Source organism: Streptomyces sp. R-74717, assembly GCF_047305335.1.
GTDB lineage: Bacteria > Actinomycetota > Actinomycetes > Streptomycetales > Streptomycetaceae > Streptomyces > Streptomyces atratus.
In genome coordinates this window covers 3852105-3867028 of sequence record NZ_CP102361.1, presented here as the reverse complement: position 1 = coordinate 3867028, position 14924 = coordinate 3852105, and the positions used below count along the sequence as shown (strand labels likewise).

The 14924-nt window shown below is 71.1% G+C and carries 12 protein-coding genes and 1 pseudogene; 8 read left to right on the top strand and 5 right to left on the bottom strand.

Going from position 1 to position 14924, the window contains the following annotated elements; translation table 11 throughout:
- The first annotated feature begins 52 nt into the window (after positions 1-52).
- From NRF20_RS17380 to NRF20_RS17370, 3 genes are all read left to right on the top strand, one after another.
- On the top strand, positions 53-949 hold the full coding sequence (locus tag NRF20_RS17380) for a DUF3626 domain-containing protein (protein ID WP_413752852.1): 897 nt from the start codon (positions 53-55) through the stop codon (positions 947-949).
- 30 nt (positions 950-979) lie between these two features.
- On the top strand, positions 980-1846 hold the full coding sequence (locus NRF20_RS17375) for an AraC family transcriptional regulator (RefSeq protein ID WP_413752851.1): 867 nt from the start codon (positions 980-982) through the stop codon (positions 1844-1846).
- Between the two features lie 159 nt (positions 1847-2005).
- Positions 2006-2866, top strand: coding sequence for a serine protease (locus NRF20_RS17370; protein ID WP_398632148.1), 861 nt, complete (start codon positions 2006-2008; stop codon positions 2864-2866).
- Positions 2867-2932: 66 nt separating this feature from the next.
- Here NRF20_RS17370 and NRF20_RS17365 read toward each other — a convergent pair whose 3' ends face one another.
- On the bottom strand, positions 2933-3754 hold the full coding sequence (locus NRF20_RS17365; RefSeq protein WP_398632149.1) for a TetR/AcrR family transcriptional regulator C-terminal domain-containing protein: 822 nt from the start codon (positions 3752-3754) through the stop codon (positions 2933-2935).
- 84 nt (positions 3755-3838) lie between these two features.
- On the opposite strand from NRF20_RS17365, the gene NRF20_RS17360 reads away from it, so the two are divergent.
- Complete coding sequence (locus NRF20_RS17360; protein ID WP_413752850.1) at positions 3839-4690, top strand: siderophore-interacting protein; 852 nt, start codon at positions 3839-3841, stop codon at positions 4688-4690.
- Here NRF20_RS17360 and NRF20_RS17355 read toward each other — a convergent pair.
- On the bottom strand, positions 4685-6313 hold the full coding sequence (locus NRF20_RS17355) for an N-acyl-D-amino-acid deacylase family protein (RefSeq protein WP_413752849.1): 1629 nt from the start codon (positions 6311-6313) through the stop codon (positions 4685-4687). The two genes, NRF20_RS17360 and NRF20_RS17355, sit on opposite strands and share 6 nt — an antisense overlap.
- A 98-nt stretch (positions 6314-6411) precedes the next feature.
- The gene (locus NRF20_RS17350) at positions 6412-7701 is read right to left on the bottom strand and encodes an amino acid deaminase (RefSeq protein ID WP_413752848.1); all 1290 of its coding nucleotides are present in this window, start codon (positions 7699-7701) and stop codon (positions 6412-6414) included.
- Positions 7702-7904: 203 nt separating this feature from the next.
- Between NRF20_RS17350 and NRF20_RS17345 the strand changes: the two genes are divergently transcribed.
- The 4 genes and pseudogenes from NRF20_RS17345 to NRF20_RS17330 form a co-directional block, all read left to right on the top strand.
- Positions 7905-8957, top strand: coding sequence for a sugar kinase (locus NRF20_RS17345; RefSeq protein WP_398632153.1), 1053 nt, complete (start codon positions 7905-7907; stop codon positions 8955-8957).
- A 73-nt stretch (positions 8958-9030) separates the two neighbouring features.
- Positions 9031-9789 (top strand): IclR family transcriptional regulator, encoded by a 759-nt coding sequence (locus NRF20_RS17340; RefSeq protein ID WP_398632154.1) that lies wholly within the window; start codon positions 9031-9033, stop codon positions 9787-9789.
- Between the two features lie 6 nt (positions 9790-9795).
- The gene (locus tag NRF20_RS17335) at positions 9796-10215 is read left to right on the top strand and encodes a RidA family protein (protein WP_413752847.1); all 420 of its coding nucleotides are present in this window, start codon (positions 9796-9798) and stop codon (positions 10213-10215) included.
- 90 nt (positions 10216-10305) lie between these two features.
- Positions 10306-10455 (top strand): annotated as a pseudogene (locus tag NRF20_RS17330) (GntP family permease); the annotation flags it as partial.
- Between the two features lie 75 nt (positions 10456-10530).
- Here NRF20_RS17330 and NRF20_RS17325 read toward each other — a convergent pair.
- Both NRF20_RS17325 and NRF20_RS17320 read right to left on the bottom strand, forming a co-directional pair.
- Complete coding sequence (locus NRF20_RS17325) at positions 10531-12522, bottom strand: serine/threonine-protein kinase (protein ID WP_413752846.1); 1992 nt, start codon at positions 12520-12522, stop codon at positions 10531-10533.
- A 178-nt stretch (positions 12523-12700) separates the two neighbouring features.
- Complete coding sequence (locus NRF20_RS17320) at positions 12701-14365, bottom strand: chitinase (protein WP_413754566.1); 1665 nt, start codon at positions 14363-14365, stop codon at positions 12701-12703.
- Positions 14366-14924 lie beyond the last annotated feature (559 nt).

Genomic DNA, 14924 nt, shown 5'->3' with positions numbered 1-14924 from the left:
GCCGGACGCAATCCGGGTGCGGCGGCGAACCGCGCTCCGGCACACTGCGCCGGTGAACGCATCCCCATACCCGTCGCCGCAGGTGCGGGCCCTGAGCCATGTCGAGTCCCGGTCCGCGGGCAGGCCGCTCGACCCCACCCTGCCCCTGACGCTGAACTTCCATCCCGACCGGATGGCGGGCGGCCGGCCGATCCTGGTCCGGCTGGCCGAGGACGGTGTCTATCGTTCGCAGTTCGTCACCGGCACCGGCAACGGCGGCCTGACCGCGCATCCGGGCGGTGACCGGTGGCGCTGGGAGAGCCGGATCTTCGACGGTGCTTACGACGACGCGCCCCCCGAACAGCGGCCGGTGTACGGGGCGTTGAACTTCCGCCGCAGAGCCGTCGGCGCGGCACCGAGGTTCGGGTCCTCGCACTTCCGGCTGACCGCGGACACTCTCCCGCGTGCCACGTTCTGCTACCCGGACAGCGCTGCCGAGCCGACGGACTTCGGCGTCGCGTCCGGTACGCACCTCATCGAGTTGGCCGAGGCCGACGACCGGGACGCGCTCGACGACTACATCGAGGCGCAGATCCATGGCCCGGTCGTCCTCGACCGCCATGTCGAGGCCCTGGTGCTGGACCCCGGCTACCGGTCCACACCCGTGGAGGAGGCGGCCCGCCGGCTCCCCTGCCGTACGGAGTGGCACGCCGGATTCCGGCTGACCGTCGAGCAGCTGCGGCGCCACCCCGACTACCGGGGTGCGGAGTTCGTGGATCTCGGCGCCGAGATCGCACAGGACGGCCTGCTCGACCCCCGCATCATCGGAGACGCGGCCCGCACCGGCCGGTACGAGCTGCAGTCGCTCAAGATGGTCTGGCACTGCCTCGCCCGCTTCGGCGCACCGCCGCACCCGACCCGACCGATCCGGGCACAGAATGTCGGGTCCGCCGGGGTGCGTGCTTCCTAACGTGAGTGCTCGTAAGGGAAGGAGTCCGGGGTGCTGGAGCGGCTGAACCAGGCCATGGAGCACATCGAGAGCCGCCTCGATGAGCGGATCGATGCGGCCGAACCGGCGCGGATCGCGCTGACGTCGGAGTACCACTTCCGGCGGATGTTCTCGGCGTTGGCCGGGATGCCCCTGTCGGAATACATCCGGCGCCGGCGGCTGACGCTCGCGGGTGCCGAGGTGCTGGCAGGGGAGCGGACGCTGCTGGAGATCGCGGTGCGCCACGGCTACACCTCGGGGGAGGCGTTCGCGCGGGCGTTCCGGGCCATGCACGGCGTCGGCCCCGGCGAGGCCAGACGGACCGGTGCGGCTCTGCGGTCCCAGCCCCGGATGTCCTTCCATCTCGTGGTCGAAGGGAGCAGCAGCATGCGGTACCGGATCGTGGAGAAGGAGGAGTTCCGTGTGGTCGGGAAGAAGGCGCGGGTTCCGCTCGTGCACGAGGGGGTGAATCCGGCCATCGCCGAGTTCATCCGGGGTATCGGACAGGAGACGGTGCGGCGTATCGCGGAACTGTCCGACCAGGAACCGGAGGGAATCGTCTCGGTCAGCGACAACCTCGCCGACAGCCGGGCGGAGGGGACCGAACTCGACTACTACCACGCCGTGGTGACCGGTGGGGCCGCGCCCGAGGACCTGGACGCACTGGTGGTCCCGGCGGGCACCTGGGCCGTCTTCGAGAACTCCGGGCCCTTCCCGCAGGCACTTCAGTACCTGTGGCGGGATGTGTTCACCCAGTGGTTCCCGTCAAATCCGTACCGGAGCAGGCCCGGTCCCGAGATCCTGCGCACCCGGGTGTCGCAGGATGCCGGACAGGCCGACGCGGAGCTCTGGATCCCGGTGGAGCGGACCACGGTCTGAGACCGGGGGGCTCGGTCCGGACGGCCTGAGACCCGGCGGCTTGAAACCGCCCCTTGTGGGGGCCCCTGCCGTGCGCCAACATGCGCATGTCAAAGCCGAAGGAACTTCGGTCGCAGGGGCCACTTGGGCCCTGCGCAGGTCACTGGAGGGGACCCCCACATGAAGAAGCCTCTCGTCGGCGCGCTCTTCACCGTTCTGCTGCTCGGGGCGGGAATCGCACCCGCGACCGCGGCCGCCGGCCACGACGCGGCAGCGACCGGCACCGTCAAGACGAAACTCGCGCCCAAGGCGGTCAACTTCGCCGGGACCGTCGCGCTCAGCAACTGTTCCGGCTCCGTCGTCCGTACCCCCGACTCCCAGCCCACCGACCCCGCGCTCGTGCTCTCCAACGGGCACTGCATGGAGTCGGGATTCCCGGGACCGGGCGAGGTCGTGTTCAACCAGCCGTCCACCCGGAGCTTCACCCTGCTGAACGCCTCGGGCAGCGGAGTCGGCACCCTGCGGGCGAGCAAGATCGCGTACGGGACGATGACCGACACCGACATATCGGTGTACCAACTCACCCGCACCTACGCCCAGATCGAGAGCACCTACGGCATCAAGGCGCTGGAACTCAACACCGCGCACCCGGTCCAGGGCACCGCGATCACGGTGGTCTCCGGCTACTGGAAGCGCACGTACGCCTGCAATGTGGACGGTTTCGTCTACCGCCTCAAGGAGGGGGCGTGGACCTGGAAGGACTCGGTCCGCTACACCTCCGCCTGCCAGACCATCGGCGGTACGTCCGGCTCCCCGGTGATCGACAACGCGACCGGCAAGGTCGTCGCCGTCAACAACACCGGCAACGAGGACGGGCAGCAGTGCACGGACAACAACCCGTGCGAGGTCGACGAGAGCGGCAATGTGACGGTGCGCCAGGGCATCAACTACGCCCAGGAGACCTACGGCATCGTGCCGTGCATCGGTACCGGCAACAAGTTCGACCTGAGCCGGCCGGGGTGTGCCCTGCCCAAGCCGTGAGTCCGTGAGCCACGCCGCCGCCGCGATGCCGACCGGGCACCGCGGCGGCGACGCGCGCTCGTGGGGTCACGGAGTGCCCATCCGCCGGATCGCCGCCTCGATCCCGTCGAGCAGCACATCGAGTCCGACGGCGAACGTCTCCCGCGCCTCGCGCTCCAGGTACGGCATCGCCTCCTCGCCGGGGGCGGAGGGCGGCTGCTGCGGGGTGCCCTCGCTCTCCATCGCGCTCAGGCTCGGATAGCGGTCCGCGAAATCGGGCGCCACCTCGCCCAGCAGCGCCGAGCGGGCGAACCACCACTCCTCGTCCGACTCGCCCGTCACCGCCGCGGCCTGCCGCGCCTCGGCGACCGTCCCGGCGCAGCCGCGGACGAAGTGGGACAGCGTGCCGACCAGCCGCCGCACGAGCGCGGCTTCGAGCCCGGTTTCGTCCAGCAGGCGTACGAGCGTGTCCAGGCCGGCGTACTCGTGGGGGCCGAGGACCGGGCGGGCCTGGGAGACCTGGAGCACCCAGGGGTGGCGGAGAAGGAACGCGAGCGTGTCCCGCGCCCAATCGGTCAGTCCCGTACGCCAGTTGTCGATGCCGGCGCACTGGGTGGGCAGCTCGGCGTGGACGGCGTCGTACATCAGGTCCAGCAGCTCGCTCTTGCTGGGGACGTAGGTGTAGAGCGCCATCGCCGTACGGCCCAGCCGCTCGCCCACCGCGCGCATCGAGAGTGCGCCCATGCCGTCCTCGTCCGCGACGGCGATCGCGGCGGTCACGATCGCGTCCACGCTCAGCCCCGGCCTGGGGCCAGGCCCGGGGCCGCGGCGCGGCTGCGCCGGCTGCTCGGCGCGCCACAGCAGGGACATCGAACGGCGGGCGTCGCCCTGTCCGGCAAAGACCACCACTTGCGACTCCTTACGCCATAAAGTAACTTCGCCGAGATAATTCCTTACGGCATAAACTATCAGTCGCAGAGAGTGGGTGCCGCGATGGGGCAGGCATTGCCCGTGTCGTACGTACGGGTCGTGGGCGTGGAGCGGATCACCCCGCGGACAGCACGCATCACCTTCGCCGGGGACGCACTGGCGGAGCTCATGGAGGACCGGCCCGACCAGCAGATGAAGCTCTGCTTCCCGAGGGAGGGGCAGGAGGTGCCCCGGCTGCCGGAGCCCGACGTCGACGACACGTACGGCATGCGGTGGTACGAGGCGTACCTCGCGATCCCCGAGCCCGAACGTCCGCTGATGCGGAGCTTCACGGTTCGCGCGTACGACCGGCGGCTCGGCCTGATGGCCGTCGACTTCGTGCTCCACGGCGACGAAGGACCCGCCGCCAGCTGGGGCCGGGACGCGCGCCCCGGGGACGTCCTCGGCATGGTCGGCCCGTCGTCGATGTACGCCCGGCCGCTGCCCGCCGCCGACTGGCTGCTGCTGGCCGGGGACGAGACGGCGCTCCCGGCGATCGGGACGCTCCTGGAGTCCCTCCCGGCCGGGGCGCGGGCGCTGGTGTACGCCGAGGTGGCCGACGAGGCGGAGGGGCAGGTGCTCGACTCGCCCGGCGAGGTGACCGTCCACTGGGTGCACCGGGACACGGGCGAGACGTTGACGGAGGCGGTGAGGGGTGCCGAACTGCCCGCCGGGTCCGGTGCGGCATGGCTGGCCGGTGAGGCCGGGGCGGTACGGGCCCTGCGCCGTCATCTGGTCGAGGAGCGCGGACTGCCCAAGGGGGCCGTGGAGTTCAGCGGCTACTGGCGGGAGCGCCTCACCCAGGACGACGCCCCGACCGAGGAGGACCTGGCCTGGGCGAAGGAGCGTGCGGCCGAGGGCCCGGAGACCTCATAGGTGCTGGAGGCGTCCCTCGCCCCGCACCGCCTTCCCCGCCAGCACCTGGGTCCGGCGGCCGTCCTCGATGACGAAGCGGCCGTCGATCAGTACATGCGGGATGCCGGTCGGCAACGTACGCGGCTCCTCGAACGTGGAGCCCGCCGCCACCGTCGCCGGGTCGAAGAGGACCAGGTCCGCGCGGTAGCCCTCGCGTATGTGTCCCCGGTCGGTCAGACGCAGTCGCTTCGCCGGGCGGGAGGTGAGGTGGGCGACGCACTCCTCCAGTGACAGGATGCCCAACTCCCGTACGTAACGGCCGAGATACTGCGGGAACGTGCCGTACGCGCGCGGGTGCGGCTTGTCGCCCTGGAGGATGCCGTCGCTGCCGCCGGTGTGCACACGGTGGCGCATGATCTGCTGGACGTTCTCCTCGTGGCCCACGTGCTGGAGGATCGTGGAGCCGAGCCGGTCCTCGATGAGCAGCCGGCGTGCGGTCACCCAGGGGGCCTCGCCGCGCAGGCGGGCGGACTCGGCCACCGTACGGCCGACATGGCCGGCGAGGCCGGGGACGCCGACGCCCGAGATCTCGATCGTGTCCCACTCGATCGGCACGCCGTGGCAGCCGTCCGAGCCCAGCACCTCCAAATGGTGCCGGATCCGCTCCGCCGCCCTGTCGTCCGCGAGGCGGGTGAGGACCGATTCCGGTCCGCCCTCGCTCGCCCAGCTCGGCAGCATCGCGACGAGGGTCGTGCAGCCCGGCGTGTACGGGTAGGTGTCGAGGGAGATGTCCGCGCCCGCGTCGAGGGCGTCGTCGAGCAGGGCGAGGAGGTCCGGCGCCCTGCCCTTGTTCACGCCGAAGTTCATGGTGGCGTGGGCGAGGTGGAGGGCGCAGCCCGCGTTCCTGGTGAGCTGCACCATCTCCTCGTACGCGCCGAGCGCGCCCGCCCCGTACGAGCGGTGGTGCGGGCAGTAGTAGCCGCCGTACCCGGCCACCACCCGGCACAGTTCGGTGAGTTCGGTGTCGTTCGCGTACATGCCGGGGGTGTACGTGAGGCCGGAGGACATGCCGACCGCGCCGTCCGCCATGCCCTGGGCGACGAGCTCCTTCATCCGGGTCAGCTCGGCGTCGGTGGCCGGGCGGTCCTCCCAGCCCATCGCGTACATCCGGACTGTGCCCTGCGGGATGAGGTAGGCGGCGTTGACCGCGATGCCCTGGCCGTCGAAGTTGCGGTCCAGGCGGTCCAGATATTCACCGACCGTGCGCCAGTCGAAGTCGAGGTCCGAACCGTCGCCGTTCCAGCCCGTGATCGTCTTGCGTACCTCGGCGAGCGTGCGGTCGTCGACCGGGGCGTACGACAGGCCGTCCTGGCCGAGGACTTCGAGCGTGACGCCCTGTGCGGCCTTGGCGCTGTGATCGGGGTCGCGGAGCAGCGCGAGATCGCTGTGCGCGTGCATGTCGATGAAGCCGGGGGAGAGGGCGAGTCCGTCGGCGTCGAGGGTGCGGCGGCCGGTGGGGCGCGGGCCGGGGGCGTGTTCGGGGTGGATCTCGACGATCCGGCCGCCGCCGATGGCCACGTCTGCGCGGTGGGCGGGGGTGCCGGTGCCGTCGACGACATGTGCGTCACGGATGACCAGGTCCATGGAACGGGCCGCCTTTCGCCAGGATCAAGCCCCTTTGGCGATCGAGGAGCGGGGGTCCGGGGGCGGAGCCCCCGGGTACGGGGAGGGGCGGGCAGAGGTCAGAAGAACGTGCGGATGTAATCCGTGACCGTGCCGTCCGCCTCCACCAGAGGAATCAGCTGCCACTTGTCGAAGCTCGTACACGGGTGCGACAGACCCATCCCCACCCAGTCACCCACTTCCAGCTCCGCGCCCGGCTCCGTACGCACCCACGTGTGCTGGTCCGACAGACCGCTGACCGCGACACCCTTCGCGGGCCGGACCGAGCCGTCGCGGCCGGACCGCACGACCTGTGCCTGCGGGAGGTCGAGGTCGTACGCCGCATCCCGCTTGCCCGCGTTGAGGAACGCCTGTTCGGGGGAGGGTCGGGAGACAACCTGGGCCCAGAGCCGGAAGGCGGGCTGCAGGGCCCCCTCCTCCGGGACGCGGTTGAACGGGGTGCTGTGGCGGTAGTGGCCGTTGTCGTGCGAGACGTACGCCCCCGAGCGCAGCAGCTTGAGCACCGGACCGGAGAGTTCCGGGATCCGGGCGAACACGTCCGCCACCGCGTCGAACCACGCACTGCCGCCCGCGCTGATCACGATCCCCTCGTCGGCCGCGGACGCCGCGAACCGGCCCGCGCGGTCGAGGTCGACGGCCAGCGCGACGAGCCGGCGCAGCCACTCCCGTACCCGCTCGCCGGACGCGTCCGGCACCTCGGCCTCGTAACCGGCCACGCCCACCAGCCGCAGCGTCGAGGCCGCGGCCACCGCATCGGCGACCGCCGCGCACCCGGCCTCGGTACGGACACCCGTACGCGCACCCTCGCCCGCGCCCAGCTCCACGACGACGTCCACGGGGCGGGAGGCGCCCGCCGCCCGCAGTGCCTCGTCCATCAGCTCCACGCCACGCACCGAGTCGACGTAACAGATGAAGCGGAAGTCCGGATCGGAGTCCAGCTCACCGGCCAGCCAGCGCAGGGCCACGGCGTCGACGAGCTCGTTGGCGAGGAAGATCCGCCGGATTCCGTACGCCCGATAGACCCGCGCCTGGTGCGGCACGGCCGCGGTGATGCCCCAGGCGCCGTGCTCCAGCTGGCGGGCGAAGAGCTGCGGTGACATGGAGGTCTTGCCGTGCGGGGCGAAGGCGAGCCCGTGGCGCTCCGCGTACGTCTCCAGAAGGGCGAGATTGTGCTCGACCGACTCGGCGGACAGAGCGAGCACCGGGGTGGTGAAACCGCCCGTGAACAGACTGCGTCGCTCGGCGGCGAGGGCGCCGACGCTCAGGCCCTCCGCGTCGGGCGGGAGCGCCTTGAAGCGGTGGTCGACCAGCTCGTCGGCAAGTCCGGCCACAGGACGGTCGGCGGCCAAAGGGGGCCTCCTCGATCGAAGTGTTCGTTGCAGCATATGCAACACCCATTGCGCATATCGCTTGACGCTGTCTAACATCCGAGCCGACGCCGGGTCAATGCCGAGAGCCGGCAGCCGGCGCCGCACCACCCCGAACCACTGCCCCGCCGCACCCGCCACAGCCGCCGAATCACCGAACCAGCCGACCCCGCGAGGAGCCCCGAGTGTCCGGAACCCCGGCCAGGACCGCCGAAGCCACCACGGCCGCCGAAGTCGTGTGCCTCGGCGAGTCCATGGTGACGTTCCTGCCGTCGCAGCCCGGACGCCTCGCCGACGTACCCTCCTTCGGCCGCGGCATCGGCGGCGCCGAGTCCAATGTCGCCTGCGCGCTCGCCGCCGCCGGGCACCGGGCGGCCTGGGTCAGCAGGGTCGGTGCGGACGGGTTCGGGGACCATCTCGTCGAGGCGGTCGCCGGCTACGGGGTCGACACCTTGGCCGTGCAGCGCGATCCGGCGCGGCCCACCGGGATCTACTTCCGTACGGCGACGGACCGGGCCACCGATGTGCACGAGGTCGCGTACTACCGGGCCGGGTCCGCCGCCTCCGCGATGTCCCCGGACAACGTCCCGTACGAGGCGCTGTCCGCGGGCCGCGTCCTGCATCTGTCCGGCATCACGGCGGCGCTCTCCGCCGACTGCCTGGCCCTGCTCCACGACCTGACCGCCCCCCGGACCGGTCGACCGCTGATCTCCTTCGACGTCAACCACCGGCCGGGCCTGTGGCGCGACACCGACGCGGCCCCCGAGGTGCTCCTGGACCTGGCCCGCCGCTCCGACCTGGTCTTCGTCGGCGAGGACGAGGCGGAGGAGGCGTGGGGGGTGAAGGGTGCGCAGGCGATTCGCGCGGCACTGCCGGAGCCGGAGGTGCTGGTCGTGAAGCGCGGGTCCGACGGGGCGACGGTCTTCTCGGACGCGGGCGAGGCCGACACCGTCACCACCGTCCCCGCCCTCCGGGTCGACGTCGTCGCCCCCGTCGGCGCCGGTGACGCCTTCGCCGCCGGGTTCCTCTCCGCCACCCTCCGCGACCTCCCCGTACGCGACCGCGTCCGGCACGGCCACCTCATGGCCGCCGCCGTCCTCACCGTCCCCGGAGACCTCACCGCCCCTCCCGCCCGCGCTCACGCCGACGCCCTTGCCGCACTGGACGACGACGCCTGGGGGAGACTTCGTCTCGGCCCCGGGTGGACGGGGCACGACCAGGAGGTACGCACGACGTGAGCGAGCGCAGCGAGCGAACGGACAAGAGGGGCGCCCCGGGCGACGACCGGGCCGAGGGCAGCGAGGCACGCGTATGAGTCAGACCGTCGACCGGGCGCTGAGCATCCTGCCGCTGCTCGCCCAGGGGCCCGCCGACCTCGGGCAGGTCGCCGAACAGCTCGGCGTCCACAAGTCCACCGCGCTGCGCCTGCTCCGTACGCTCCACGAGCACGGACTCGTCTACCGCCAGCAGGACCAGCGCTACCGCCTCGGCGCCCGACTCTTCGCGCTCGCGCAGGAGGCCGTCGAGAACCTCGACGTACGGGAGATCGCCCACCCCCACCTCGTCGAACTCAACGAGAGCTGCGGCCACACCGTGCATCTCGCGGTGTACGAGGAGCACGAGGTCCTCTACATCGACAAGGTCGAGAGCCGCTACCCGGTCCGGATGTACTCGCGGATCGGCAAGCCCGTCGCGATCACCGTCGCCGCCGTCGCGAAGCTGCTCCTCGCCGACCTCACCGAGCCCGAGCGGCGCGCCATCGCCGAGAAGCTCGACTACCCCATGTACACGTCCCGTTCGACCCCGAATGCCGGTGCCTTCCTCAAGGAGCTCGCCGTCGTCCGCGAACAGGGCTGGGCCACCGACCTCGGCGGCCACGAGGAGTCCATCAACTGCATCGGCGCCCCCATCCGGGGTGCGGACGGGCGGGTCGTCGCCGCGATGTCGGTCTCCGCACCCAATGTCGTCGTCACGGCCGAGGAACTCCTCACCCTGCTTCCCCTGGTGCGCCGCACCGCCGACACCATCAGCCGGGAGTACTCCGGCACCAACCAACCCAAGAAAGCCTGAACAGCCATGACCGAGAAGATCGCCCTCACCCCGAGCACCCACACCACACCGCCCGCGAAGTTCTCGCACGGCGTGAAGAAGGGGAACATCCTCCAGGTCGCCGGCCAGGTCGGCTTCCTCCCCGCCGACAGCGTTTCAACTGGCCTGGCCCCGACCCCCGCCGGTCCGACGCTGCGCGAGCAGACCCTCCAGACTTTCGCCAACGTCAAGGCGATCCTGGAGGAGGGCGGCGCGAGCTGGGACGACGTGATGATGATGCGCGTCTACCTCACGGACGTGGACCACTTCGCCGAGATGAACGAGATCTACAACGCCTACTTCGGCGAGCAGAACCTCAAGGCGGCCCCCGCTGCCCGTACGACGGTCTACGTCGGCCTCCCCAAGGGGCTGCTGATCGAGATCGACGCGCTCGCGGTCCTCGGCTGAACCAGCTGATCCACTTGCCGCACCCGCTGCACCGCATCACCACGCACGGCACGGCGCCCAGCACCACGGCAGCGCCGTGCCGCGCTCCCCCTCGGCCATGTCACGATCACCATCGGCCTCGGCGCGATCCTCGAAGTGTCCGGCGGAGCCGAGGTGTTGAGCGCCCGCTTGCTGAACCTCTTCGGCGAGAAGCGCGCCCCGCCCGCCATGGGCCTGACCAGCCTCATCTTCGGCATCCCACGCCTTGCCGGCCACACTCTGCCGGCCACACTCTGCCGGGTGCCGGGTGCCGGGTGCCGGGTGCCGGGTGCCGGGTCAGGACTGGCGGGTGCAGACGATGTTCTTGTCGCCGTCGACCTTCCAGTACCAGTACTGCTGCCCGGAACCCGCCGGACAGATCTGGCCGCTGTACGACTTGGGCGCCCGGTAGTAGCCGGTGATCTGCACGATCGAGTAGCCCGCGAGCGGCACACGGTCGGAGTTGCAGTTCCAGACCACCATCAGATCGGCCCGGCCGTTCCCCTTCAGGTCGGCGGGAAAGCACTGGCCCTTACGGAACTGACGCGACAGACAGAGGGTCGTGTCGAACCCGTCGTCCGCCGAGTGGTGCCACTCGCCGCGACCGTTTTCGCTGCCGCAGTCGTAGGGGGAACCGGAGGTGGAGGTGGCGCTGGTGACGTAGACATAGGCGTTGGCGGAATCGCAGTCGACCCGGAGGGGTACCGAGGCGCTCCACCTCCCGTGCCCGTCGTCGTAGACGTTGAGGCAGTCGCCGGAACGCACGGCGCGGAACGCCAGGTCCGTGGCATCGGGGGTGGGCGTGGGAGTGGGGGTCGGGGTCTGCCTCGCAGTGGAACCGTAGGCACTCCCGCCGGACGCGGTGCTGCTGGTGCTGCCCGTGGTGCTGTTCGTGCCCGAGGATTCCCAGGGCTGCCAGATCACGAGTACGAAGAAGAGGACCGGGATGAGCAGCCAGCCACTGCCGGAGGACTTCTTCGCCGCCGGTGTCGTTGGTGTCGTCGGTGTGGGTGTGCTGCGGGGTGCCGACGCGGACGACGACGAGGACGACGACGGCCGTGCTGACGAGGCACGGGCACGCCGCGCGGCCCGTTCCCGTTCGGCCCGCTCGTGCTCCTCGGCGGCGCGCTCCCGTTCCCGCGCGGCGCGCTTCTCCGCCCGTTCCCGTTCGGCCCGCTCGTGCTCCTCGGCGGCGCGCTGCCGTTCCCGCGCGGCGCGTTCCCGCAGCCGCCGCAGGTGCGCCTCGCGCTCCTCGGTGTACATCCGGGTGGTGTTCGGCGGCGGCACCACGCTCGTGCGCTGGTCGACGGTCGGGGCTTCCGGTTCGATCCGGTTCGTGCGCGCGAGGTCCCGGCCCTGGGCCGCGTACTCCCCGATCAGCGCCGTCCAGCGCGGCGGCAGCCAGCGACTGCCGCTGTGCGTCGCCGGCATCCCGGCCTGGTCCGCCCGGAACCGGCCGAGCAGATCCGCGGGCGTGGGGCGTTGGGCCGGGTCGGTGGCCAGGCAGGGGCGGATCGTCGGGACGAGTTCCTTCGGCAGCCCGCCGAGGTCGAGTTCGCCGCGCTGGACCCGGGCGAGCAGGCGCAGAGTGTCGCCGTCCGCGCGGTACGGCGGCCGCCCGGTGGCCAGCAGGAACAGGGTCGCGCCCAGCGAGTACACGTCCGAGGCGGCCGTGGACGGCTCGCCGCGCGCCTGCTCGGGCGAGGTGAACGCGATGGTGCCCAGGGTGAGACTGGTGCGGGTGAGGTCGCTGGCATGGGATATGCCGAAGTCGATCAGCCGGGGGCCGTCGAGCGGCAGCAGAACGTTCTGCGGCTTCACGTCCCGATGCACGATGCCCTCCCGGTGGAGGGTGACCAGTGCCTCCGCGGTGCCGGCCGCCGCCCATCGCACGGCCGATGCGGGCAACACCCCGCAGGTGCGGACCAGTTCGGAGAGCGGGGGAGCGGCGATGTAGTCGATGGCCATCCAGGGGCGCTCGGCGCCCGGGTCGGCGTCCCGTACCCGCGCGGTGTGCGCGCTGTCGACCCGTTGCGCGAGAGTCACCTCCCGGGCGAACCGTCGCCGGTCGACATCGCTGACGTCCCCCTCGGCGAGCAGCGTCTTCACCGCGACGAGCCCACCGGCGCCCTCGGCTCCCCGGCCGAGCTCCCCGGGGCCCTGCCCGCCGTCGCTCCGGGCCAAGTAGATCCGCCCCATGCCGCCGGAGGCCAGCCGCCCGATCAGCCGGTAAGGCCCGAGCACCGCCGGATCGTCCGCGCCCAGCGCCTGAACCCGCGCCCCGGCCATGTCACTCCCCCTGTCGCACCTCCGTGCCTCCCACCACGGTGGCACGTGGACGCCCACGAGGCCATGGGCCGGACCTGTCCCGGACAGCGCGCCCGGATCCGGGACAGGCCCGGGACACGCATGCAGCAGCGCCGCCGGGGGAGCGGCGGCGCTGCTGGTCACTGATGCCGGACGGTGGTTACGGCAGGCCGTGCACGTGCGGGGCCACCGCGTTCGACCAGGCGTTGCCCGACGTGGCGTCCCAGTTGGTCGACCAGGTCATCGCACCGCGGAGACCCGGATACGTCTTCGCGGGCTTGAACGTGCCGCAGTTGGTGCCGACGGCCAGGCAGTCCAGGGCCGCGTTCACGATCGACGGCGAGACATAGCCGCTGCCCGCGCCGCTGGTGGAGGCGGGGACGCCGAGACCGACCTGGGACGGGTCGAGGCCGCCCTCCAACTGGATGCAGGCGAGCGCGGTGAGGAAGTCCACCGAGCCCTGCGAGTAGACCTTGCCGTCGCAGCCGAGCATCGAACCGCTGTTGTAGTACTGCATGTTCACGACGGTCAGGATGTCCTTGATGCCGAGCGCCGTCTTGAAGTACTCGCCCGAGGTGGACTGCATGTCGATGGTCTGCGGCGCCATCGTGATGACGAGACCGGACCCCGCCTTCTGCGACAGCGAGCGCAGCGCCTTCGTCATGTACGTGGCGTTGAGACCGTTCTCCAGGTCGATGTCGACGCCGTTGAAGCCGTACTCCTGGATGAGCGAGTAGACCGAGTTGGCGAAGTTGGTGGCGGAGGCGTCGCTGTTGACCGAGACGGACCCCTTCTCACCGCCGACCGAGATGATGACGTTCTTCCCGGCCGCCTGTTTCGCCTTGATGTCGGCCTTGAACTGGTCGACGGTGTAGCCGTTCAGGCCCGCCGTGTCGAGGTTGAAGGTGACGGCGCCCGGCGTGGTCGTGGCGTCGGCGAAGGAGACCGCGATGATGTCGTAGTTCGCGGGCACGTCGCTGAGCTTCTGTACGGTCGCGCCGTTGTTGAAGTTCTGCCAGTAGCCGGTCACCGCGTGCTTGGGCACCGAGGTGCCGGGGTTGGGGTTGCCGCCCGACTGGGCCGTACGCCCGCTGACCGTCGCGGACTTGACGGACTCACCGGCCGCGTTGGTGGCGGTCACCGCGAACCGGTACGCCGTGTCGGCGGCCAGACCTGTGATCGTGGCGGAGGTCCCGGTGGACGTGGTGACCTTGGCGCCGTCCTTGTAGACGGTGTAGCCGGTCGCGCCGGACACCGCGTTCCAGGACAGGGCGATGGAGGAGGGCGTGGTCGCGCCGACGGTGAGACCGGCGGGCGCCGCGGGGATCTCCGGCGCGGGGTCGGTGCCACCACCACCGTCGGGGCCGCTGACCGAGATGTCGTCCGCCAGGTAGGCGGCCTGCCCGTACCAGCCGTGCGTGTACACCGTGACCGAGGTGGTGCTCGGGCCGGTTTTGAAGCTGGTGGTGAGCTGGGTCCAGCTGCTGGAGCCGGGGGACCAGGTCGACACATCGGTGGTACCGGTACCGCTCGCCCCGATGTACGCGTACCCGCCCTGCACCCAGGAGCTGAGCGTGTACGTCGAGTCGGGCCTCACGGCCACGGTCTGGGTGCACTTCGCGTTGTCCTGGCCGGCCGGGGTGGCCTTGAGGGCGGCGGTGCCACCGTGCACGGGGGAGGAGACGGTGGTGCCGCTGCCGCCGGAACAGGTCCAGTCGGCGAGCCCCGACTCGAAGCCCGCGTTCTTGGCGACGTTGACATCGGCGGCCTCGGCGTTGGTGACGAGACCGGTGGCGGTCAGCGCGCCGGCCGCGAGGACGGCCATGGCTCCGCCGAGGAGCGGCCGGGTGTGGCGCCTGCGGATTCTGTGGCCGCTGACGGGGGAAGGTTCCACTTGCTGCCTCCGTGGGGGAGTTGGGGATGCCGGCGGGGTACCTGGACTGAGCCGGTGGGGTCGACCGGCGGTACCCCGGGCCGTCCGGGGAGTGACGCGGAGATGAAGGGGGTGTGGAGTTGAACGACGGGGGCCACCGCTGGCCGATAAGCTGGTCCAGACCAATCGAGTTGTCAAGACCTCTGGCAATGACAGCTGTGTGCGCGGCGCTCGCCGGGCCGCTCCGTGGTCGCCCCGACAGTCACCCGCGAACGGCCGTTCAGAGGTTCCGCAACGGCCGTGGGGCCCCAACAAATTGACGATTTGTTGATCCCGCGTGCCCCTCGTGCGAGTGACGCGGCCCAGATGCTCGGACAGTGACGATCCGGTCCCGCCGGAGCCCCGTGCGGCAGGTTCCGCATCCGGCCTGACGTGCGGAGATGAATTTCCGAGGGCAGGTAATCGGAAGGTGGATTCGTAACACTCCGCAGTGGTGCAGGAGTTAACGATT